21 protein-coding genes are annotated in these 19,226 nt (G+C 74.4%); 10 read left to right on the plus strand and 11 right to left on the minus strand.

The window, feature by feature from the left end; all coding sequences use genetic code 11:
- Nucleotides 1-534: 534 nt before the first annotated feature.
- A complete protein-coding gene (locus AB0946_RS17765; protein ID WP_366761514.1) occupies nt 535-828 on the minus strand; it encodes an SHOCT domain-containing protein in 294 nt (97 codons plus the stop codon).
- Between the two features lie 182 nt (nt 829-1,010).
- On the opposite strand from AB0946_RS17765, the gene AB0946_RS17770 reads away from it, so the two are divergent.
- The 4 genes from AB0946_RS17770 (at nt 1,011) to AB0946_RS17785 (ending at nt 3,704) form a co-directional block, all read left to right on the plus strand.
- A complete protein-coding gene (locus tag AB0946_RS17770; RefSeq protein WP_366761515.1) occupies nt 1,011-1,616 on the plus strand; it encodes a TetR/AcrR family transcriptional regulator in 606 nt (201 codons plus the stop codon).
- Nucleotides 1,617-1,653: 37 nt separating this feature from the next.
- Nucleotides 1,654-2,238, plus strand: coding sequence for a DUF4865 family protein (locus tag AB0946_RS17775; protein ID WP_366761516.1), 585 nt, complete (start codon nt 1,654-1,656; stop codon nt 2,236-2,238).
- Complete coding sequence (locus tag AB0946_RS17780; protein WP_366761517.1) at nt 2,235-3,146, plus strand: phosphotriesterase; 912 nt, start codon at nt 2,235-2,237, stop codon at nt 3,144-3,146. The genes AB0946_RS17775 and AB0946_RS17780 overlap by 4 nt, the downstream gene beginning before the upstream one ends.
- A gap of 159 nt (nt 3,147-3,305) precedes the next feature.
- The gene (locus tag AB0946_RS17785) at nt 3,306-3,704 is read left to right on the plus strand and encodes a hypothetical protein (protein WP_366761518.1); all 399 of its coding nucleotides are present in this window, start codon (nt 3,306-3,308) and stop codon (nt 3,702-3,704) included.
- Between the two features lie 77 nt (nt 3,705-3,781).
- On the opposite strand, the gene AB0946_RS17790 is transcribed toward AB0946_RS17785, so the two are convergent.
- The gene (locus AB0946_RS17790; protein ID WP_366761519.1) at nt 3,782-5,029 is read right to left on the minus strand and encodes an ROK family protein; all 1,248 of its coding nucleotides are present in this window, start codon (nt 5,027-5,029) and stop codon (nt 3,782-3,784) included.
- Nucleotides 5,030-5,078: 49 nt separating this feature from the next.
- Nucleotides 5,079-5,729, minus strand: coding sequence for an alpha-ketoglutarate-dependent dioxygenase AlkB (locus AB0946_RS17795; protein WP_366761520.1), 651 nt, complete (start codon nt 5,727-5,729; stop codon nt 5,079-5,081).
- Nucleotides 5,730-5,796: 67 nt separating this feature from the next.
- On the opposite strand from AB0946_RS17795, the gene AB0946_RS17800 reads away from it, so the two are divergent.
- A complete protein-coding gene (locus AB0946_RS17800; RefSeq protein ID WP_366761781.1) occupies nt 5,797-6,930 on the plus strand; it encodes a methyltransferase in 1,134 nt (377 codons plus the stop codon).
- A gap of 36 nt (nt 6,931-6,966) precedes the next feature.
- Here the strand turns inward: AB0946_RS17800 and AB0946_RS17805 are convergent, their stop codons facing one another.
- Nucleotides 6,967-7,827, minus strand: a complete 861-nt coding sequence (locus tag AB0946_RS17805) for a class II fructose-bisphosphate aldolase (protein WP_366761521.1) — start codon at nt 7,825-7,827, stop codon at nt 6,967-6,969.
- 31 nt (nt 7,828-7,858) lie between these two features.
- On the minus strand, nt 7,859-8,740 hold the full coding sequence (locus AB0946_RS17810) for a sugar isomerase (protein WP_366761522.1): 882 nt from the start codon (nt 8,738-8,740) through the stop codon (nt 7,859-7,861).
- 168 nt (nt 8,741-8,908) lie between these two features.
- Between AB0946_RS17810 and AB0946_RS17815 the strand changes: the two genes are divergently transcribed.
- Nucleotides 8,909-9,688 (plus strand): DeoR/GlpR family DNA-binding transcription regulator, encoded by a 780-nt coding sequence (locus tag AB0946_RS17815; RefSeq protein WP_366761523.1) that lies wholly within the window; start codon nt 8,909-8,911, stop codon nt 9,686-9,688.
- Nucleotides 9,689-9,729: 41 nt separating this feature from the next.
- Here AB0946_RS17815 and AB0946_RS17820 read toward each other — a convergent pair whose 3' ends face one another.
- Nucleotides 9,730-10,125: a luciferase family protein gene (locus tag AB0946_RS17820; RefSeq protein ID WP_366761524.1), complete on the minus strand. Its 396-nt coding sequence runs from the start codon at nt 10,123-10,125 to the stop codon at nt 9,730-9,732.
- Between the two features lie 230 nt (nt 10,126-10,355).
- On the opposite strand from AB0946_RS17820, the gene AB0946_RS17825 reads away from it, so the two are divergent.
- Entirely contained in the window at nt 10,356-11,717 is a 1,362-nt protein-coding gene (locus AB0946_RS17825; protein ID WP_366761525.1) for a C1 family peptidase, read from the plus strand.
- 319 nt (nt 11,718-12,036) lie between these two features.
- Here AB0946_RS17825 and AB0946_RS17830 read toward each other — a convergent pair whose 3' ends face one another.
- Complete coding sequence (locus AB0946_RS17830) at nt 12,037-12,438, minus strand: MarR family transcriptional regulator (RefSeq protein WP_366761526.1); 402 nt, start codon at nt 12,436-12,438, stop codon at nt 12,037-12,039.
- Nucleotides 12,439-12,524: 86 nt separating this feature from the next.
- Between AB0946_RS17830 and AB0946_RS17835 the strand changes: the two genes are divergently transcribed.
- Both AB0946_RS17835 and AB0946_RS17840 read left to right on the plus strand, forming a co-directional pair.
- Nucleotides 12,525-14,051 (plus strand): MFS transporter, encoded by a 1,527-nt coding sequence (locus AB0946_RS17835; RefSeq protein ID WP_366761527.1) that lies wholly within the window; start codon nt 12,525-12,527, stop codon nt 14,049-14,051.
- A gap of 88 nt (nt 14,052-14,139) precedes the next feature.
- Nucleotides 14,140-14,424, plus strand: a complete 285-nt coding sequence (locus AB0946_RS17840) for a DUF6332 family protein (RefSeq protein WP_366761528.1) — start codon at nt 14,140-14,142, stop codon at nt 14,422-14,424.
- Here AB0946_RS17840 and AB0946_RS17845 read toward each other — a convergent pair.
- From AB0946_RS17845 to AB0946_RS17855, 3 genes are all read right to left on the minus strand, one after another.
- Entirely contained in the window at nt 14,385-15,050 is a 666-nt protein-coding gene (locus AB0946_RS17845; protein WP_366761529.1) for a response regulator transcription factor, read from the minus strand. The two genes, AB0946_RS17840 and AB0946_RS17845, sit on opposite strands and share 40 nt — an antisense overlap.
- Nucleotides 15,047-16,267: a sensor histidine kinase gene (locus AB0946_RS17850; RefSeq protein ID WP_366761530.1), complete on the minus strand. Its 1,221-nt coding sequence runs from the start codon at nt 16,265-16,267 to the stop codon at nt 15,047-15,049. Before AB0946_RS17850 ends, AB0946_RS17845 begins: the two co-directional genes overlap by 4 nt.
- 361 nt (nt 16,268-16,628) lie before the next feature.
- Complete coding sequence (locus tag AB0946_RS17855) at nt 16,629-17,321, minus strand: TetR/AcrR family transcriptional regulator (RefSeq protein ID WP_366761531.1); 693 nt, start codon at nt 17,319-17,321, stop codon at nt 16,629-16,631.
- A 146-nt stretch (nt 17,322-17,467) separates the two neighbouring features.
- Here AB0946_RS17855 and AB0946_RS17860 point away from each other — a divergent pair, with 146 nt between their 5' ends.
- Nucleotides 17,468-17,917 carry a nitroreductase family deazaflavin-dependent oxidoreductase gene (locus AB0946_RS17860; RefSeq protein ID WP_366761532.1) on the plus strand — a complete coding sequence of 150 codons (450 nt, stop codon included), beginning with the start codon at nt 17,468-17,470 and terminating at the stop codon, nt 17,915-17,917.
- On the opposite strand, the gene AB0946_RS17865 is transcribed toward AB0946_RS17860, so the two are convergent.
- Nucleotides 17,907-19,148, minus strand: coding sequence for a geranylgeranyl reductase family protein (locus AB0946_RS17865; RefSeq protein WP_366761533.1), 1,242 nt, complete (start codon nt 19,146-19,148; stop codon nt 17,907-17,909). The genes AB0946_RS17860 and AB0946_RS17865 overlap by 11 nt on opposite strands.
- Between the last annotated feature and the right edge of the window lie 78 nt (nt 19,149-19,226).

The following is a 19,226-nucleotide window of genomic DNA, read 5'->3' on the forward strand; positions in this document are numbered from 1 at the left end:
GAGGGCAGCCGCCCCGGCGGAGGCGGCCGCCCCGGGGGCACCTGGTGCGGTGGGGTCCCGCGTGGCCCCGGCGGCCCCTGTACCGGCGAGTGCCGCGCCCCTCGCGAGTCCCGCACCCCCGCCTCTGCGCCGTACCGCACCCACCGTCGACACGGCGGCCGTCGCCGCCGCGGCCACGGCGCCGGTGGGGACGCCCGCACCCGCCGCGGGGCCCGCCCCCGTGCCGGCCGAGACACCGGCGCCCGCCCGGTCAGCCGTGCCGTCCTGACACGCGGAGACTGCCGGCCGGCCACGTGGGCGCCCCGCGCACGAGCGGTTCCCGGCCCACCACACCCCGGCCGGCCGGGAGCACCGGGCCCGCCACGCGTCCGCCGCGCCCCGCTCGAAGACAGGGCGCCGGCGCGGGCCGACCCCCAGGGGCGACCCGCTTCGGTGTCCCGGTGAGCGCGGTGCCCTCCCCCACGCCGCGGCGGCTGCCCGGCCGAGCCCCGGCCCGCGGAGCGTGCCCGGCCCGGGATCAGCCGGTCCCCGGGGTCATGCCGTGCCGCCCTTCCCGGCCCGGCCGAACTGCTCCTCCAGGACGGACAGCCGGCGCCAGTACTCGTCCTCGTCGATCTCCCCGGAGGCGAAGCGGCGGCCGAGGACCGCGAGCGGCGAGTCGCCCGCCGGGCGCCCCGCGCCCACCGGCCGCCAAGGGCCGCCGCCTCCGCGCCGGGCGGTGCGGCGCAGCACGGTCACGGCGCCGGTCACGACGGCCGCCCAGACCAGCGGGACGAACAGGATCCAGGGGCCGGGTCCGCCGCCGGCCCAGTGCGCCAGGTTCTGCATCTTGGGTCTCTCCCTCGTCGGTTCGGGTCATCGGGTGATGTCCCGAGGGTCCCTGCCACAGGGGGTCCGGGTCGTCGTGCGGCCGGCGGCAGCACGCGTACCTCGCGGGGAGTACGGCGGTGGCACCGGGCTGCTCCCCGAACAGGCGGCCGACTGTAACTACTAGTATGTACAGTGCCGCCATGAGCACCTCGGAACGACTGATCGAGTCCACCCGTGCCCTGCTGTGGGAGCACGGGTACGTGGGCACCAGCCCCAAGGCGATCCTGGAGCGCGCCGGGGCCGGCCAGGGCAGCATGTACCACCACTTCAAGGGCAAGCCGGACCTCGCCCTGGCGGCCATCCGGCGCACCGCCGACGAGCTGCGGGCCACCGCCGAGGCCGTGCTCGACGGTCCCGGCACGCCGTACGAGCGCATCGAGGCGTATCTGCTGCGCGAGCGTGACGTGCTGCGGGGCTGTCCGGTCGGGCGGCTGACCATGGACCCGGACGTGATCGCGAGCGACGAGCTGCGCGCGCCGGTCGACGCGACCATCGCCGCCATCCGCGGGCGGATCGCCGGGATCGTCGAAGAGGGCAAGCGACAGGGGCAGTTCGCACCCGGCCTGGACGGCGAGCAGATCGCCGCTGCCGTTGTCGCGACCGTGCAGGGCGGCTACGTCCTCGCCCGTGCGTCCGGGTCGCCGGCCGCCTTCGACGCGGGCGTACGCGGCCTGCTCTCCCTGCTGGCTCCCGCGCGACCCGGGCCGGAGGACCAGGTCGCGGACCTGTCCGACCACCCCGCCTGAGCAGTGGCCGGCTCCCCGGCCGGAGAAGGGAATCCCGATGCACGCCATGCAGTACGAGTTCACCCTGCCCGCGGACTACGACATGGGGGCCATCCGCTCCCGTGTCGCCCGTGTCGGGCACCTCCTGGACGACTGGGACGGCCTCGGCGTCAAGACCTACGTGATGCGCGAACGCGGTGTGAACGGCTCGCCGGTGAACCAGTACGGCCCGTTCTACCTCTGGAACACCCTGGAGGGCATGAACAGCTTCCTGTGGGGCGGAGCCTTCCAGGGGCCCGTCGACGACTTCGGGCGGCCCGCGGTCCGGCAGTGGACCGGCCTGGCCTTCGAGGAGGGCGCAGCCGCCGCCTGCGCACCGGCGTCCGCCCTGCGCCGGCGCCAACGGGTGCCGGACGGCGTGCGCTTGGCGTCCTTCATGGCGGACGCGGCGGCCGAAACCGAGCGGCTGGCGGCGCGGGACGGCGCGGTGCTCGCGGCGGCGGCCGTGGACACCCACGCCTGGGAGCTGGTGCACTTCTCCCTCTGGGAGCACGAGGCGCCCGAGGCCGATGGGGACGTCTTCGAGGTGCTGCACCTGTCCGCACCCGGCCGGGGCCGGCTCCCGCGCGGACGGCAGTGGTGACCCGCGTCCGTACGGTCCTCGGCGACATCCCGGCCGAGGAGCTCGGCGTGTGCGACGCGCACGACCACCTGTTCCTGCGCAGCCCGCGGCTGCCGGGCCAGGAGCTGGACGACGTCCGCGCCGCGCGGTCGGAGCTGGCGGCCTTCCGCGCGGCGGGCGGAGCGGCCGTCGCGCAGTGGACGCCGCACGGCATGGGACGGCGGGCGGCGGACCTGCCGGAGCTGTCCCGCGCGACCGGGGTGCGGATCGTCTGCGCCACCGGACTGCACCAGGCGGCGCACTACGACCCCGGGGCGCTCGACCGGCTGCGCGGCGTGCGGCTCGCCGACCTGTTCGTCTCCGAACTCACCGAGGGCATCGGCACGACCGGTGTGCGGGCCGGCCTCATCAAGGTGGCGGGCGGTTTCCACGGGCTCGACGCGCATGCCCGCCGGACCATGGCGGCGGCGGCCGAGGCGCACCACGCCACCGGCGCCCCCATCGCCGTGCACCTGGAGCTGGGCACCGGTGCCCTGGACGTCCTGGACCTGCTGTGCGGTGAGTGCGGCGTGCCGGCCGAGCGGGTGATCCTGGGGCACCTGAACCGCTCCCCCGACCCGGTGACGCACCGGCAGGCCGCCGCGTCGGGCTGCTGGCTGGCCTTCGACGGCCCGTCCCGCGCCCACCACGCCACCGACTGGCGGATGCCGGAGGCCGTACGGGACCTGGCGGAGGCCGGGTTCGGGGACCGGCTGCTGCTCGGCGGTGACACGGTGACCGCCGGGGCCCGCTCGGTCGACGGCGGGCCGGGGATGCCGTATCTGCTGCGCCGGGTTCGGCAGCGGCTGGCCGAGGCGGTGGGGGCGGAACTGGTGGACCGCGTCCTCACGGTGCACCCGGGGCGGGCGTTCGGGACCGACTGGAGCTGAGCGGGCAGCGGCCCGATCCGGTGGTTCCCCCGGACGCTTCCGCCGGCGGCCGTCTCGCGTCCGGGGGCGGGGCCCGTTGTCAGTGCCGTGTCCTACGGTGCCCGTGACCGGTGGACGTGGGGCGGGAGGTCTGTGATGGGTGGCAACGGATGGTGTCACGTGGGGCGGTACCAGCCGGATCTGGCAGCGGCGTTCCGCCACGAGCAGGAGGCGGAGCCGGCGCGGGACGACCACGGCTTCCCGGGCCGTACCGTCGAGGAGCTGTGGAGGGACGAGGAATGGATGGAGTACGTCTACACCGGCGGTACGGCCTCGGTCCTCGACCAGTCGGTCATGGTGGCGGCCACGGGCACCGGAGGCGGGCCGTACATGCGGCCGCTGACCGACGCCGAGGTCAGAGCCTGGGCGCCTGACGGCCGGCCGACGCACGCCGTGTGGCGGGCCGCGCTGGACGCGGACCGGCTGCCCTTTCCGGACCGCGCCTGCGGCAACTGCACGGTGCTGTACGACGGGAACGGCCCGGCGGGGATCGCGTACCGGGGCGTCACCGCCGACTAGGGTCTCTCGTTTGGATCATGCCGGGCTCGCGGGGTCCGGCACCGCGCCCCGATCCGGCCTGATCCGGACCGAAGACCCTATTCACTCCCGGCCAGCGCCTCCAGCGGGTCGTCCAGCACCGGCTGCCAGGCCAGTTCCGCCGCGCCGACCAGGCTGTTGTGGTCCAGGGTGCACGGCAGGATGGGGACACCACCGCTCTGGCCCCACAGGCTGCGGGCGGCGACCACCGCGCGCAGCCGGCCGGGGTCCGCGTCCAGCAGGGTGCGGTGCAGACCGCCGAGGATGATGCGGTCCGGGTTGAGGATGTTGACCAGGCCGGCCAGGCCGAGGCCGAGTCGGTCGATGAGGACCTCGGCGGCCCTGCGGACGGCCGGGTCGTCGTACTGAGTGCGCAGCAGGTCGCCTGCCTGCTGGACCAGCGACACCTCGGGGCCGGGCTCCCGGCCCGCCTCCATGAGCAGGGCGAGCGGGTCCGCCTCGACGTCCAGGCAGCCCCGGCTGCCGCAGTGGCAGGGGCGGCCCTCGGGGTTGACCGTGAGGTGGCCGACCTCCAGCGCGAGCCCCGAACTGCCCGTGTGCAGGCGGCCGTCCAGGACGAGCGCGCCGCCGACGCCCCGGTGCCCGGTGGCGACGCACAGCAGGTCCCGCGCGCCCCGGCCGGCGCCGTGCCGGTGCTCGGCCAGTGCGGCGAGGTTGACGTCGTTGCCCGCGAACGCTGGTCCGCCGATGCCCGCGGCGCGCACGCGTTCCGCGAAGATCTCCCGGACGGGGGCGCCCGCGGGCCAGGCCAGGTGCAGGGGGTTGAGGGCCAGGCCGGCGGGTTCGGCGACGGCGGACGGCACGGCGAGTCCGGCGCCGACACAGCGCCGGCCGGTGCTGCGCAGCAGTTCCGCGCCCGCCTCGACCACGGAGCCGAGCACCTTCGCCGGGTCTGCGTCGACGGTCTCGCAGCCGGGCGCGGTCGCCACGATCCGTCCGCCGAGGCCGACCAGCGCGGCCCGGAAGCCGTCGGCGTGGATCTGGGCCGCGAGTGCGACCGGACCGTCCTCGGCGACCTCCAGCCGGTGCGAGGGGCGTCCCTGGGAGCCGGCCGCGGAGCCGGGGCGGGCGTCCACGCGGATCAGGCCGAGCGCCTCCAGCTCGGCGGCGACCGCGCCGGCCGTCGCCCGGGTGACGCCGAGTTCGGCGGTGAGCACGGCGCGGGTGGGCGCCCGTCCGGTGTGCACCAGTTCCAGCGCCGGCCCGAGTGCCCCGCGCCCGCGGTCCAGCCGCGCCCTGGAGGTGGTCCTCTCCCCCGCTGCCCGGGGATCCGCCTTGCCGCTCATGAGGGCGAGTCTCCCATGATCCGCACTCCGGGCGGCCTGCGCCCGCCGGCTACAGGCCGCTGACCCGCAGGGTGATGTTCAGCCGTCCGTCGAGGCCCAGCCAGGACGGGGCCGTGCCGGGCCGGACGCGCGGCACGCCGTGGTAGGCGAACCGGGACGGGCCGCCGAAGACGAACAGGTCGCCGCTGCGCAGTTCGACGTCGGTGTACGGCTTCCCGCGCGTCCCGGTGTTGCCGAAGCGGAAGACGCAGGTGTCGCCGAGGCTCAGCGAGACCACGGGCGCGTCCGTCTTCTCGTCGCCGTCGCGGTGCATGCCCATGCGGGCGTCACCGTCGTAGAAGTTGATCAGCGCGATGTCGTACGGCGTGGCCGGCAGGGCGTCCGGGCCGAGCGCGTCGGCCACCGCGCGGCGGGCCAGCGCGTCGAGCCAGTCCGGGAACGGCTTGACGGGGCTGCCGTCGCCGTCGACGACGGTGCGGGCGTAGGCGTACGGGTACCAGTGCCAGCCCAGGCAGACCTGGCGCGCGGTCATCGTGCCGCCGCCCGGCGTGCGGACCGTGCGCAGTCCGGCGGGGGGCCGGGCCCAGTCCCGGCAGGCGGCGAGCAGGGCGCGCTGCCGTTCGCCGTCCAGCCAGTCCGGGACGTGCACGGCGCCCGGAGCGACCTCCGCGCGCTCCCGGCCGAACAGCTCGTCCTCCATGCCCCCATCCTGCCCCACGCCCTCTGATCTGCGGCTCCGCTAGCCTGGACGCACGATGAGCGACCGTATGACGACACCGTGGGGCGAGGTCGAGCTGACCCGCTTCCCCGAGGACCCCCGCGACCCGCTGCGCGCCTGGGACGCTTCCGACGCGTATCTGCTGCGCCACCTCGCGGAGGAGAAGGTACCGCTCACGGGCGCGGTCGTGGTGGTCGGGGACCGCTGGGGCGCACTGGTGACCGCGCTGGCGGGGCACCGGCCGACGCAGATCACCGACTCCTTCCTCGGCCAGGAGGCGACCCGGGCGAACCTGGCGCGGGCGGGCGTGGAACCCGGTGCCGTGCGGCTGCTCACCACCCAGGACCCGCCGCCGGAGCGGGTGGACGTGCTGCTGGTGCGGGTGCCGAAGAGCCTGGCGCTGCTGGAGGACCAGCTGCTGCGGCTGGCGCCCGCCGTGCACGCGGGCACGGTCGTGATCGGCACCGGGATGGTGAAGGAGATCCACACCTCGACGCTCCGGCTGTTCGAGCGGATCCTCGGCCCGACCCGGACCTCGCTGGCCCGGCAGAAGGCCCGGCTGATCTTCTGCACCCCGGACCCGGCGCTGGAGCGGCCCGCGAACCCGTGGCCGTACAGCTACGCCCTGCCGGACGGCGTCGGCGCGGTGTCGGGGCGCACGGTGGTCAACCACGCGGGCGTGTTCTGCGCCGAGCGGCTGGACATCGGCACCCGCTTCTTCCTCCGGCACCTGCCCGGCCCCGGCGCCGGGCGCGTGGTGGACCTCGGCTGCGGCAACGGCGTGGTCGGTACGGCGGTGGCGCTGGCCGATCCGGGGGCCGAGGTGCTGTTCGTGGACGAGTCGTACCAGGCGGTGGCCTCGGCGGAGGCGACGTACAAGGCGAACGGGGTGCCGGGGCACGCCGAGTTCCGGGTCGGGGACGGGCTGGCCGGGGTGGCGCCCGGCAGTGTGGACCTGGTCCTGAACAACCCGCCGTTCCACTCCCACCAGGCGACCACGGACGCGGTGGCGTGGCGGATGTTCACGGGGGCGCTGCGCGCGCTGCGGCCCGGGGGTGAGCTGTGGGTGATCGGGAACCGGCACCTGGGGTACCACGTGAAGCTGAGGCGGTTGTTCGGCAACAGTGAACTGGTGGCGTCCGACCCGAAGTTCGTGGTGCTGAGGGCGGTCAGGAGGGGTTAGGCCCGCTCGTTCGGATCATGCCGGGTACCGGACTGGTCAGCCGCCGGTCCGGGAGAGGACCCCGATGATCCGCCGTACCTCGCCGGCCATCGCCTCCCGGCCCGCGCCGAGGTAGGTGCGCGCGTCGACGGCCTCGGGACGGGCGGCGAGGAACTGTCTGACCGCCCCGGTCATGGCCGCGTTGAGCGCGGTTCCGACGTTGACCTTGGTGATGCCGCCGCCGACCGCGGCGACCAGACCGTCGTCTGGCACCCCGGAGGAGCCGTGCAGGACCAGCGGCACGGTCAGCGCGTCGGACAGCCGCGTCAGCAGGCCGAGGTCGAGGACGGCGGTGCGGGTGGTCATGGCGTGCCGGCTGCCGATGGCGACGGCCAGGGCGTCGACGCCGGTGCCGGCGACGAACTCCTGCGCCTGGTCGGGGTCGGTGCGGGCGCCGGGGGCGTGCGCGTCCAGCGGGGGCCGGCCGTCCTTGCCGCCGATCTGCCCCAGTTCGGCCTCGATCCACAGGCCCCGGGCGTGCGCCCAGTCGACGGCGGCCCGGGTGGCGGCCAGGTTGCCGGCGTACGGCAGGCGGGCCGCGTCGTACATGACCGAGCTGAACCCGGCGCCGGGCGCCTGGCGCAGCAGGTCGTCGCTCTGGACGTGGTCCAGGTGCAGGGCGACGGGCACGGCGGCCCGTTCGGCGGCGGCGACGGCGGCGCGGGCCAGCGGTCGCAGCCGTCCGTGGCGGAACCTGACGGCGTTCTCGCTGACCTGGAGGACCACGGGTGCGCCGGCCGACTCGGCGCCGGCGACGACGGCCTCGATGTGTTCCAGGGTGATGACGTTGAACGCGGCGACGGCACCGCGGGCGGCGGCGGCCCGGGTGATCAGCTCGCCGGTGGACGCGAGGGGCACGTGAGGTGTCCTTCCGGGAGGGCCGGCGGGTTCAGGGGGCGAGGATCACCGAGCGGGTGAGGTGCCGCGGCCGGTCGGGGTCGAGGCCCCGGGCGGCGGCGACGGCGACCGCGAGCCGCTGGACCCGGACGAGTTCGGCGAGGGGGTCGAGGCCGCCCTCGATCCACAGGCCGCCGGTGGCGCGGACCTGGCCGGCGAGACCGTCGGGCGCCGCGCCCAGCATCCAGGTGGCCGTTCCGCGGGTGGTGACGCTGATCGGGCCGTGCCGGTACTCCATCGCCGGGTAGGACTCGGTCCAGGAGAGGGAGGCCTCGCGCATCTTCAGCCCGGCCTCGTGGGCCAGCCCGACGGTCCAGCCGCGCCCGAGGAAGGTGAACTGCGCGCACTCCACGAGCCCTTCGGGCAGGGGCGCGGCGAGGGCGGTGCGCGCGTCGGCGACGACGGCGTCGGTGTGCAGGCCGAGGTGGGCGCGCAGGAGGGTGAGCGCGGTGGTCGCGAACCTGGTCTGGACGACGGAGCGTTCGTCGGCGAAGTCGAGCACGACCAGGTCGTCGGCGGCGGACACGACCGGGGTGTCCGGGTCGGCGGTCACGGCGGTGGTGTGGGTCCGCCCCGCCGACTCGCCCAGCAGTGCCAGTACTTCGGTGGTGGTGCCGGACCGGGTGAGGGCGAGGATCCGGTCGTAGGACCGCCCGTGCGGGAACTCGGAGGCGGGGAACGCGTCGGTCTCGCCCTGTCCGGCGCCCTCGCGCAGGGCGGCCACGGCCTGGGCCATGAAGTACGAGGTCCCGCATCCGACGACGGCGACCCGCTCCCCCGGTTCCGGCAGCGCGGCGCGGTGCCGCCCCGCCTGCTCGGCCGCCCGTGTCCAGCACTCGGGCTGGCTGTTCAGCTCGTCCTCGACATGTGTCATGCCCAGACCCTCCCCGGCTGATTGTTCCTGCAAGATAGAGCCACCTTTCGAGCATTAACAAGCATCCGGACGTCATGCCGGGTGCGCTAGGGTCTTTCGTTCGGATCCGGCCTGATTCCAGACGAGAGGCCCTGGGGTCGCCGGGAGATCGAACGGAAGGGAGCGCGGATGTCCCGGGACGCCCGCTGGCAGGCGCTGCTGGAACTGCTCGTCGAGCGCGGCCGGCTGGAGGTCGAGGAGGCGGCGGCCGAGCTGGCGGTGTCGGCGGCCACGATCCGCCGGGACTTCGACCAGCTCGCGGAACAGCAGATGCTGGTCCGCACCCGGGGCGGGGCCGTGGTGCACGGGGTGTCCTACGAACTCCCGCTGCGCTACAAGACGGCCCGGCGTGCCTCGGAGAAGCAGCGCATCGCCAAGGCGGTGGCCGAACTCCTCGCTCCGGGCGAGGCGGTGGGACTGACCGGCGGGACGACCACCACGGAGGTCGCCCGGGCGCTGGCCGTGCGCGGTGACCTGGCCGCCGGCTCACCCGCGCTCACCGTGGTCACCAACGCGCTCAACATCGCCAACGAGCTCGCCGTACGGCCCCAGTTCAAGATCGTGGTGACGGGCGGGGTGGCGCGTGCGCAGTCGTACGAACTCGTCGGCCCGCTCGCGGACGGGGTGTTGGGCCAGATCACGCTCGACGTGGCGGTGCTGGGTGTCGTCGGCCTGGACGTGACGCACGGGGCGGCGGCGCACGACGAGGCGGAGGCGGCGATCAACCGGCTGCTGTGCGAGCGCGCCGAGCGGGTGGTGGTCGCCGCCGACTCCAGCAAGCTGGGCCGCCGGGCGTTCGCCCGGATCTGCGGGGCCGAGCTGGTGGACACGCTGGTGACGGACGCGGCGGCGGAGCGGGAGACGGTGCGGCGGTTCGAGGAGGCGGGCGTCCGGGTGCTGACGGTCTGAGACGGTCCCGGCCGGACCGGCCTCCGGCTCCCGGCCCCGCCTCAGAGACCGCCGAGGTCGGCCTTCACGAAGCCCGCACCGCGCTGGTCGTTGCAGCCCACCACCGTTCGGTCCGCCGGATCGGGCCACGTCTGGGGGGCTTGAAGCGCCACGCTGACCAGCGTCAGCAGCAGGTCGACGTCGCTCGCGGCGTCCAGGCGCAGGGTCACCCACTGCGAGCCGGGTACGACCCTGATGGCGTCCGAGCCCCTGAGGTCCTTGGCGAACCGCCGGATGGCCCGGTCGGTGAGCCGCAGATCCACATCTCGTTCGGAGTGGAAGTGCGCGATCTCCCCCTGGGCCGACCGCACCGCCTGTCCCTGACCGCAGCTCGGGACGGCCTGTCTCAGGTCCGGCCAGGTCGCCAGTTGCGCGAGCGCGCGCGAGGCCAACGTCATGGGCCCATCATGACGCGCTCACCCGTCCGCAACCAGCGCGTGTGCATGCATTAACCGACCTGTTTCCGCCGTGCGTTCAGGAATGCGCACAGGAATCCACGTGTCGAACAGGCCGGCGCCGCCGATGGCGGGCGCCGCGCTTCGACACTCCGTTGACTACGGCCGAACCGCCGTGCGACGGTGAGGGCGCGCTCCTGTCACGAAACCCTGGGAACTGGAGGCGGACCGCTGTGACCTTCGGAGACGATGACTCCCGCCGGCCCATGGAGCGCGGCCTGACGCCGAACGAGCTGGAGCTGTTCGAGAAGGAGTTCGCCGCTCGCCCGGTGAACCGGCTGATGCAGAACGCGGTCACCCAGACACCCGTCGACGACGTCGCCCTCGACCGGCGGATACTCACCGGTATCGACCACTCGGTCTCCCACCACCTGGACGACTGGAAGGTCACCGACCAGAAGCAGAGCGGCCGTTGCTGGATGTTCGCGGGGCTCAACCTGCTCAGGGTCGGCGCCGCGCGGAAGCTGGGCGTGAAGGACTTCGAGTTCTCCCAGAACTACCTGCTGTGGTGGGACAAGTTCGAGCGGGCGAACCACTTCCTTGAGGCCGTCGTCGAGACCTCGGACCGGGACGTGGACGACCGCACGGTGGCGCACCTGCTGGCGGACCCGATCGGTGACGGCGGCCAGTGGAACATGTTCGTCGCCCTGGTCGCCAAGCACGGCCTGGTCCCCAAGTCGGCCATGCCGGAGACCGACAGCTCCTCCTCGACCCGGGCGATGAACCGGGCCCTGCAGACCCTGCTCCGCCAGGGCGCCCGCGATCTGCGCGCACTGGCCGCCGAAGGGGCGGAGGCCCAGCGGGGGCACAAGCGGGAGGTGCTGGCCGCCGTCCACCGGGTGCTCAGCATCCACCTCGGCACGCCTCCGCAGCGGTTCCTGTGGCAGTGGGAGGACAGGAACAGGGAGTTCCACCGCGACGGCTGGCTGACCCCGGCCGAGTTCGCCGCCGAGTACGTCGAGCTGCCGCTGGACGAGTACGTCTGCCTGGTGCACGATCCGCGGGAGTCGAGCCCGGTCGGCCGCACGTTCACCGTCGAGTACCTGGGCAACGTCGTGGACGCCCCGCCGGTGGTCTATCTCAACGCGCCGGTGGAGTTGCTGAAGCGGCTGGCCATGGAGGCGGTCGTCGGCGGCGAGCCGGTGTGGTTCGGCTGCGACGTGGCCAAGATGATGCGTGCGGACGCCGGCGTCTGGGACGCCGCGCTGTTCGACTACGCGGCCGTCTACGACGCCCCGTTCACCCTGGACAAGGCCGACCGGCTGCTGCACCACGACACGCAGATGACCCATGCGATGCTGTTCACCGGCGTCGACGTGGTGGACGGGAGTCCGCGGCGCTGGCGGGTGGAGAACAGCTGGGGTGAGGCGAAGGCCGACAAGGGCTTCTGGACCATGAACGACTCGTGGTTCGCCGAGCACGTCTTCGAGATCGCCGTACGCCGCTCCGCACTCCCGCCGGAGCTGGCCGCCGCCCTCGACCAGCCGCCGATCGTCCTTCCCGCCTGGGACCCCATGGGGGCCCTCGCGCACTGAGCGCCGCGGTGAGGCCGGCCGCCTGCCGGTGCCGGCGGCCGACCCGCCGGAGCGACGCGCGGCTCTCCTGCGGCACGGCCGCCGTGCCGCCGCCGTCCTCACGGCCGGCGATCCCCCGCACAGTGCCGCTCGGCCGCCTCCAGGCCGCACCACGGGCCGGTACTGCCGTCCGGGTGCCCCGGACACGCTCGCCCGGCGACGGGCCGCCGATGGCCGTAGGGGTTGGGGAGATCCCTGCCGGGGCCGGACTCCCCGCGCCTGCCGGCCGGTTGCACCTCGCGGCGGCGACCCCGACGGCACCGGCCGCCGCCGGGACCCGTCAGTCCGTCTCGGCCAGCATCCTCGCCAGCACCGCGCGCTGCACCGGGCGTACCTCGTCGTGCAGCGCGCGCCCCTTCGCCGTGAGGGCCACCCGCACCCCGCGCCGGTCCTCCGGACACATGGCCCGCTCGACCAGGCCGTCCTTCTCCAGCCGGCCGATCAGCCGGGACAGCGCGCTCTGGCTGAGGTGGACCCGGTCGGAGATCTCCTGCACCCGGCAGGCGGAGCCGCCGTCCGCCGCCGCGCCCTCGGCCAGCAGGTCGAGGACCTCGAAGTCGCTCGCGCACAGTCCGTGCCCGTGCAGCGCCCGGTCCACTTCGCACTGGGTGCGGGCGTGCAGGGCGAGGATGTCCCGCCACTGCTCCACGAGCGCCTGTTCGGGCTGCTTCTTCGCCGCCATGAGCGCACCGTAGCAGAGCGACGCGATTATTGCACCGTCATTAAATGCGCTTGCATCTCATGCACGTGCATGTAAGTCTACGCGGCATGACCTCTCCGCTCACCACCTCCGCGGCCCCGTCCCCGACGGTCCGCTGGACACCCAGACTGTGGGGCACCCTGCTGGTGCTGTGCGCCGCGATGTTCCTGGACGCCCTGGACGTGTCGATGGTCGGCGTCGCACTGCCGTCCATCGGCTCGGACCTCGGCCTCTCCACCTCGACCCTGCAGTGGGTCGTCAGCGGCTACATCCTCGGCTACGGCGGCCTGCTCCTCCTCGGCGGCCGGACCGCCGACCTGCTCGGCCGGCGTCAGGTGTTCCTGGTGGCGCTCGGCGTCTTCGCACTGGCCTCGCTGCTCGGCGGACTCGTGGACTCCGGGCCGCTGCTGATCGCCAGCCGCTTCATCAAGGGCCTGAGCGCGGCCTTCACGGCACCGGCGGGCCTGTCGATCATCACCACGACGTTCCCGGAGGGCCCGCTGCGCAACCGGGCCCTGTCGATCTACACCACCTGCGCCGCCGCCGGCTACTCCATGGGCCTCGTCTTCTCCGGGCTGCTCACCGAGGCCAGCTGGCGTTTCACCATGCTGCTGCCCGCCCCCGTCGCGCTCCTCGCCCTGCTCGTGGGCATGAGGCTGCTGCCGCGCAGCGAGCGCGAACGCGACCACGGCGGCTACGACGTCCCGGGTGCCGTCCTCGGCACCGCCTCGATGCTGCTGCTGGTGTTCACCGTCGTCGAGGCGCCCGGGGCCGGCTGGGCCTCGGCCCGGACGCTGCTGTCCTTCGTCGCCGTGGCCGTCATGCTGGTCGCCTTCGTGCTCGTCGAGCTGCGCAGCCCGAGCCCGCTGATCCGGCTCGGGGTGCTGCGCTCCGGGCCGCAGGTCCGGGCCCAGCTGGGCGCGTTGACGTTCGTGGGCAGCTACACGGGCTTCCAGTTCCTGGTCACGCTCTACATGCAGCAGGTGCTGGGCTGGTCGGCCCTGCACACGGCGCTGGCGTTCCTGCCGGCGGGCGCGCTGGTGGCGCTCTCCGCGACCAAGGTCGGGGCCGTCATCGACCGGTTCGGCACCGCGCGGCTGATCGTGCTCGGCTTCGTCCTGCTGGCGGTCGGATACGTGCTGTTCCTGCGCGTCGATCTGCACCCGGTCTACGCGGCCGTGATCCTGCCGACCATGCTGCTGGTCGGCTCGGGCTTCGCGCTGACCTTCCCGTCCCTCAACGTGCAGGCCACCAACGGCGTGGACGAGCACGAGCAGGGCATGGTCTCCGGTCTGCTGAACACCTCGGTGCAGGTGGGCGGCGCGCTCTTCCTGGCCGTCGTGACGGCGGTGGTGACCGCGCACGCTCCCGCGAAGGCCACCCCGCAGGCCGTCCTGGACAGCTACCGGCCCGGGCTGGTCGTGGTCGCGGCCATGGCCGTCGTGGGACTGCTGCTGTCGCTCACCGGGCTGCGCCGCACCCGCCGGGGACGGTCGGTCGTGGTCGCCAGGTCCACGGTGACCGAGACGGACGGCCTGACCGAGGCGGCCAGCCTGACCGAGGCGGACGCGGATCGCGTACCGGTCCGCGACTAGGCGGAACCGGGAAAGAGGGGACGCCTTCGCGCGTGCGCCCGGTGGGGACCGCTTGCCCCGCCGGGCGCACGCCTGTGAGACTGACGGGATGGATGCGGACGGGGGCCGCCGGAACAAGGCGGAGCGGGACGCGGCGACGGTGGAGACCGGGTACGCGCTCGTCAGCGCCGCGTTCGCGGCGGCGGTGCTGTTCGGCGCCGTGGCCGGGCCCGCGCTCCTCTTCGACCTGCCCGGCCTGCCGTCGAAGGTCCTGCTGCGGCTCGGCACGGCGGTCGCGGCGGTCGTGTTCGTCGCCCGGGTGGTCAGCGTGCTGGTGCGCTTCCGGCGGACGGCTCAGCCCAGCCAGCCGGGTCGTACCAGCCCCGACTCGTAGGCGAGGACGACGAGTTGGGCGCGGTCCCGGGCGCCCAGCTTCACCATGGTCCGGCTCACGTGCGTCTTGGCCGTGAGCGGGCTGACCACCAGCCGGCGGGCGATCTCCTCGTTGGACAGGCCGATGCCCACCAGCGCCATCACCTCCCGCTCCCGCTCGGTGAGCCGGGCGAGCGCGTCCGCGGCCGCGGGCTGCTTGGACCGCGCCGCGAACTCGGCGATCAGCCGGCGCGTGACACCCGGCGACAGCAGTGCGTCCCCCTCGACCACCGCCCGCACGGCGCGCAGGAGTTCGTCCGGCTCGGTGTCCTTCACCAGGAAGCCGGAGGCACCCGCGCGGATCGCCTCGAAGACGTACTCGTCCAGTTCGAAGGTGGTGAGCATGACCACCTTCACGTCCGCCGCCTCCCGTTCGGAGGTGATGCGCCGGGTCGCGGCCAGACCGTCCAGCAGTGGCATCCGGATGTCCATGAGCACGACGTCCGGCCGCAGCTCGCGCACCCGGCGCAGCGCCTCCTCGCCGTCGGCCGCCTCACCGGCCACCTCGATGTCCGGCTGGGCGTCGAGCAGCGCCCGGAAACCGGCGCGCACCAGCGACTGGTCGTCGGCGAGCAGTACCCGGATCACTGGTCCTCCCCGAGGTGCGACGGCAGGACGGCGAGCACCCGGAAGCCGCCGTCGGGGCGCGTGCCCGCCTCGATGGTGCCCCCCAGCGCGGCGGCCCGCTCCCGCATGCCGGCCAGCCCGTTGCCGCCGCCCCCGGCGTCCGCGCCGGTCGCCGGCCCGTCGTCGTCGATCCGCAGCCGCAGCACGCCGTCGGTGTACGCGAAGCACACGCGCGCGTGCCGTGATCCGGAGTGCCGTACGACGTTGGTGAGGGCCTCCTGCACGATGCGGAAGGCGGCCAGGCCGGCACCCGGCGGCAGCCGGGGCGGCTCGCCCTCGGTCTCGACGGTCAGGCCGGCCGCCGCGGCCTGCTCGACCAGTTCCGGCAGCCGGTCCAGGCCGGGCGCGGGAGCGCGCGGCGCGGCGCCCGGGGCATGCAGGGTGCCGAGAACCTGGCGCACCTCGCCGAGCGCCTCCTTGCTGGCGGCCTTGATGGTGGTGAGCGCGGCCCGCGCCTGCTCGGGGTCGCCGTCCAGCAGCGCGAGTCCCATGCTCGCCTGGACGTTGATGACGGAGATGCTGTGGGCGAGGACGTCGTGCAGCTCGCGGGCGATGCGCAGCCGCTCCTCGTCCGCGCGCCGCCGTGCCGCCTCCGCGCGGTCCGCGCGCTCCCGGGCCCACTGTTCGCGCCGCACCCGGGCGAGTTCGGCGAGGGCGACGACGGCCAGCACCCAGGTGGCGACGACGATCTCCTGGCCGATGCCCGCGCCACGGTCCCCGGCGGGCGGCAGCCATCGGTACAGCCAGAGCGCGACCAGGGCGTGTCCCGCCCACAACAGGGCCACGGCGGCCCAGGCCGCCCGACGGTGCCCGGCGACGACCGCGCCGAAGCAGCCGACCGCCACGGTGAGGAGAACCGGCCCGTAGGGGTAGCCGAGGGCCAGATAGGCCAGGGCCGCCGCGGCCGTCCCGTACACCACCGCCACCGGGTGGCGGTGCCGCCACAGCAGCGGGGCCGAGGCGGCGAGCAGCAGCAGGCGCGCGTAGCCGTCGAGCGGCACCCGGTCCGGCTGGCCGTGCGCGGCGAAGTTGCTGCCGGCCAGCACGAACGCGGTGATGAGCACGGTGGAACGCCACGGCAGCCGGGCGCGGTGCGCCTCGGCGCGGTCCGGGCGGTGCCACCCCGGCGGCCCGTACCGCCACCAGTGCGGGGGGCCGCCGCCCTGCTGCTCGTCCATGCGGGCCACGCTAGACGCCGGCGTGCCGGGACGGCGTCAGCCGGGCGAGGTGATCAGGGGTACTCCCCGGGGAGTACGCGGCTCAGGACGCCGGGGCGACGCGGGGCGCGGGACGTGGGTAGCGGAACGCGGGGCGCGGGGCTCGGGACGCCACCGGACGGGTGCCCGCGCCCCGGACGCCGGCGGGCAGCCGCACCGCCGCGCCGAGCGCCCGTACGGCGCCGGACCGGGGCGGTACGCGGCGGACGCGGCCCGGCACCGGGCAGCCACCCGCCGAGCACCTCGCCGGTCATACGAGCCGCGGCCGAGCCGCTCCCGCCCGGCAGGAGATCAAGCGACCTCGGTGCAGGCGACGCCCCAGTCATCCCCGCCCCAGTCCCACCCCCTCCGCCAGTCGGCCGGCCGCGTGGCGGAAGAACGTCTCCCGGTCCTCCACCACCCGGTTGAACTGGCCGAACAGCTCGAATCCGATCAGTCCGAACAGCTGGGCCCAGGCCGCCACCAGCGCCACCGCCGCCTCCGGTGGCACGTCGGGGGCGAAGTCGGCGGCCATGCGGGCGCCCTCGGGACGCAGGCCGGCCGGGAGGGAGAGCGGGGAGAGGCCCGGACCTTCGTGGGCGTCCCGCACGATGCCGATGAAGACCATGCCGACGCGGGCCGCGGCCGGGACGGTGGTCTCGGGCGCGGAGTAGCCCGGCACGGGCGAGCCGTAGATCAGCGCGTACTCGTGCGGATGGGCGAGCGCCCAGTCGCGTACCGCCTCGCACACGGCGATCCAGCGGTCCGGCGCCGGGGCGTCGGCCGCCGCGTCCCGGGCCCGCTCGGCCGCCTCGCCGACGGAGTCGTACGCGTCGATGATCAGGGCGGTCAGCAGCTCGTCCCGGCTGGGGAAGTAGCGGTACAGGGCCGACGAGACCATGCCCAGCTCGCGGGCCACGGCCCGCAGGGAGAGCTTGGCAGCGCCCTCCGCCGCCAGCTGTCTGCGTGCCGCGTCCTTGATGGCCGCGGTGACTTCCTGCCTGGCCCGCGCGCGGGCACCCTGTGCGGTGGTCATGCCAGCAGTGTGCCACGCCGAGAGAGCGGTGCACTCAGAAAAGAGCGGCGCCCAGAAAAGAGAGCACCGCTCTTGCTCTGGAGCACCCGTCTCCCCCACACTGAGGTCAACCGAGAGCACCGCTCTCTCAAACCGTGGGGGTCTCCATGTCGGCACATGCCGTCCAGCCGGGCTGGTTCACCGTCAACGTCTTCAACCGGGCCGTCTCCTGGCTCACCCGGCGCGGCATCAGCATCTGGGGCTCCCGGGTCCTCGCGGTGCGGGGGCGCAAGAGCGGGCAGTGGCGCACCACGCCGGTCAACCTGCTGACGGTGGACGGGCAGCAGTACCTGCTCGCCCCGCGCGGCCACGTCCAGTGGACCCGGAACATGCGCGCCGCCGGCGGCGGCGAACTGCGGCTCGGCAAGAACGTGGACGTCTTCACCGCGACCGAGGTCGCCGACGACGACAAGGTCCCGCTGCTGCGGGCCTACCTCAAGCGCTGGAAGGCGGAGGTCGGGGTCTTCTTCGACGGCGTCGGCCCCGACTCCCCGGACGCGGAGCTGCGCCGGATCGCCCCCGACCACCCGGTCTTCCACATCACCGTCACGAACTGACGGGCTCCTCCGCGGGGGCGGCCTGGCTCCGGTCGAACGCGGCCAGCGCGCGCTGGGCGATCGGGTGGGAGCGGACCAGCTCGCCCAGCGAGGTCGAGCCCTGGGTGATGTCCCGGAACGCCCGCCAGGCGGGGCGGAACCCGGTGAGGGCCGCGTGGAACAGACCGGGGCGCTTCTCGAACACCGCGAGCATCCGCTTGCCGACGCTCATCTCGACACCGAGCCCCGCCTTGATGGCGAACGCGTAGTTCAGGGCCTGGCGGCGGGCGTCGACGGCGTCGTGCGCCTCGGCGATCCGGACCGCCCACTCCCCCGCCAGCCGGCCCGAGCGCAGCGCGAAGGAGATGCCCTCACGGGTCCACGGCTCCAGCAGACCGGCCGCGTCCCCGCAGACCAGCACCCGGCCCCGGGACAGCGGGGAGTCGTCGGCGCGGCAGCGGGTCAGGTGCCCGGAGGAGATGGCGGGCTCGAAGCCGGCGAGGCCCAGCCGGGCGATGAAGTCCTCCAGGTACCGCTTGGTGGCGGCACCCTCACCGCGCGCGGAGATCACGCCGACCGTCAGGGTGTCGCCCTTCGGGAAGACCCAGCCGTAACTGCCCGGCATCGGGCCCCAGTCGATGAGGACCCGGCCCTTCCAGTCCTCGGCGACCGTCTGCGGCACCGGGATCTCCGCCTCCAGGCCGAGGTCGACCTGGTCGAGCTTCACACCGACGTGCGCTCCTATCCGGCTGGCGCTGCCGTCGGCGCCGACGACCGCCCGGGCCAGCACCGTCTCCCCGCCCTGGAGGACGACGGCGACCGTGCGCCGGTCCGGCACCGCCGAGCCGTGCTGCTCGACCCGCTGCACGGTGACGCCCGTACGCAGCTCGGCGCCCGCCTTCTGGGCGTGCTCGACCAGCTGCTGGTCGAACTCGGGGCGGTTGATCAGCCCGAACAGCATCTGCTTGGAGCGCCGGGTGCGGGTGAAGCGGCCGTTGTTGGAGAAGGTGACCGCGTGCACCCTGTCCTGGAAGGGCAGCTCGAAGCCGGGCGGCAGCGCGTCGCGCGAGGGGCCGATGATGCCGCCGCCGCACGTCTTGTAGCGGGGCAACTCGGCCTTCTCCAGCAACAGCACGCGCCGTCCCGCGACCGCCGCCGCGTAGGCGGCCGAGGCGCCCGCGGGGCCCGCGCCCACCACGACGACGTCCCAGACCCGCTGCACGTCGTCCGCCGAAGAGTTCTCGCCGCTCACGATGGTCTACCGCTCCGATCAAGCCGTTGCCGAGTGTCCTGTCGCATCCTACGGCGGCCGTCCGCGCAGGCCACTGTG

It is taken from the genome of Streptomyces sp. NPDC046870 (genome assembly GCF_040704595.1).
Classification (GTDB): domain Bacteria; phylum Actinomycetota; class Actinomycetes; order Streptomycetales; family Streptomycetaceae; genus Streptomyces; species Streptomyces argyrophylli.

What these genes read in the sequence shown, in the direction of transcription:
- AB0946_RS17765 (WP_366761514.1), bottom strand. Translation starts at nt 828, where the DNA reads ATGCAGAACCTGGCGCACTGGGCCGGCGGCGGACCCGGCCCCTGGATC.
- AB0946_RS17770 (WP_366761515.1), top strand. Translation starts at nt 1,011, where the DNA reads ATGAGCACCTCGGAACGACTGATCGAGTCCACCCGTGCCCTGCTGTGG.
- AB0946_RS17775 (WP_366761516.1), top strand. Translation starts at nt 1,654, where the DNA reads ATGCACGCCATGCAGTACGAGTTCACCCTGCCCGCGGACTACGACATG.
- AB0946_RS17790 (WP_366761519.1), bottom strand. Translation starts at nt 5,029, where the DNA reads ATGAGCGGCAAGGCGGATCCCCGGGCAGCGGGGGAGAGGACCACCTCC.
- AB0946_RS17795 (WP_366761520.1), bottom strand. Translation starts at nt 5,729, where the DNA reads ATGGAGGACGAGCTGTTCGGCCGGGAGCGCGCGGAGGTCGCTCCGGGC.
- AB0946_RS17800 (WP_366761781.1), top strand. Translation starts at nt 5,797, where the DNA reads ATGACGACACCGTGGGGCGAGGTCGAGCTGACCCGCTTCCCCGAGGAC.
- AB0946_RS17810 (WP_366761522.1), bottom strand. Translation starts at nt 8,740, where the DNA reads ATGACACATGTCGAGGACGAGCTGAACAGCCAGCCCGAGTGCTGGACA.
- AB0946_RS17815 (WP_366761523.1), top strand. Translation starts at nt 8,909, where the DNA reads ATGTCCCGGGACGCCCGCTGGCAGGCGCTGCTGGAACTGCTCGTCGAG.
- AB0946_RS17820 (WP_366761524.1), bottom strand. Translation starts at nt 10,125, where the DNA reads ATGACGTTGGCCTCGCGCGCGCTCGCGCAACTGGCGACCTGGCCGGAC.
- AB0946_RS17830 (WP_366761526.1), bottom strand. Translation starts at nt 12,438, where the DNA reads ATGGCGGCGAAGAAGCAGCCCGAACAGGCGCTCGTGGAGCAGTGGCGG.
- AB0946_RS17835 (WP_366761527.1), top strand. Translation starts at nt 12,525, where the DNA reads ATGACCTCTCCGCTCACCACCTCCGCGGCCCCGTCCCCGACGGTCCGC.
- AB0946_RS17840 (WP_366761528.1), top strand. Translation starts at nt 14,140, where the DNA reads ATGGATGCGGACGGGGGCCGCCGGAACAAGGCGGAGCGGGACGCGGCG.
- AB0946_RS17850 (WP_366761530.1), bottom strand. Translation starts at nt 16,267, where the DNA reads ATGGACGAGCAGCAGGGCGGCGGCCCCCCGCACTGGTGGCGGTACGGG.
- AB0946_RS17855 (WP_366761531.1), bottom strand. Translation starts at nt 17,321, where the DNA reads ATGACCACCGCACAGGGTGCCCGCGCGCGGGCCAGGCAGGAAGTCACC.
- AB0946_RS17860 (WP_366761532.1), top strand. Translation starts at nt 17,468, where the DNA reads ATGTCGGCACATGCCGTCCAGCCGGGCTGGTTCACCGTCAACGTCTTC.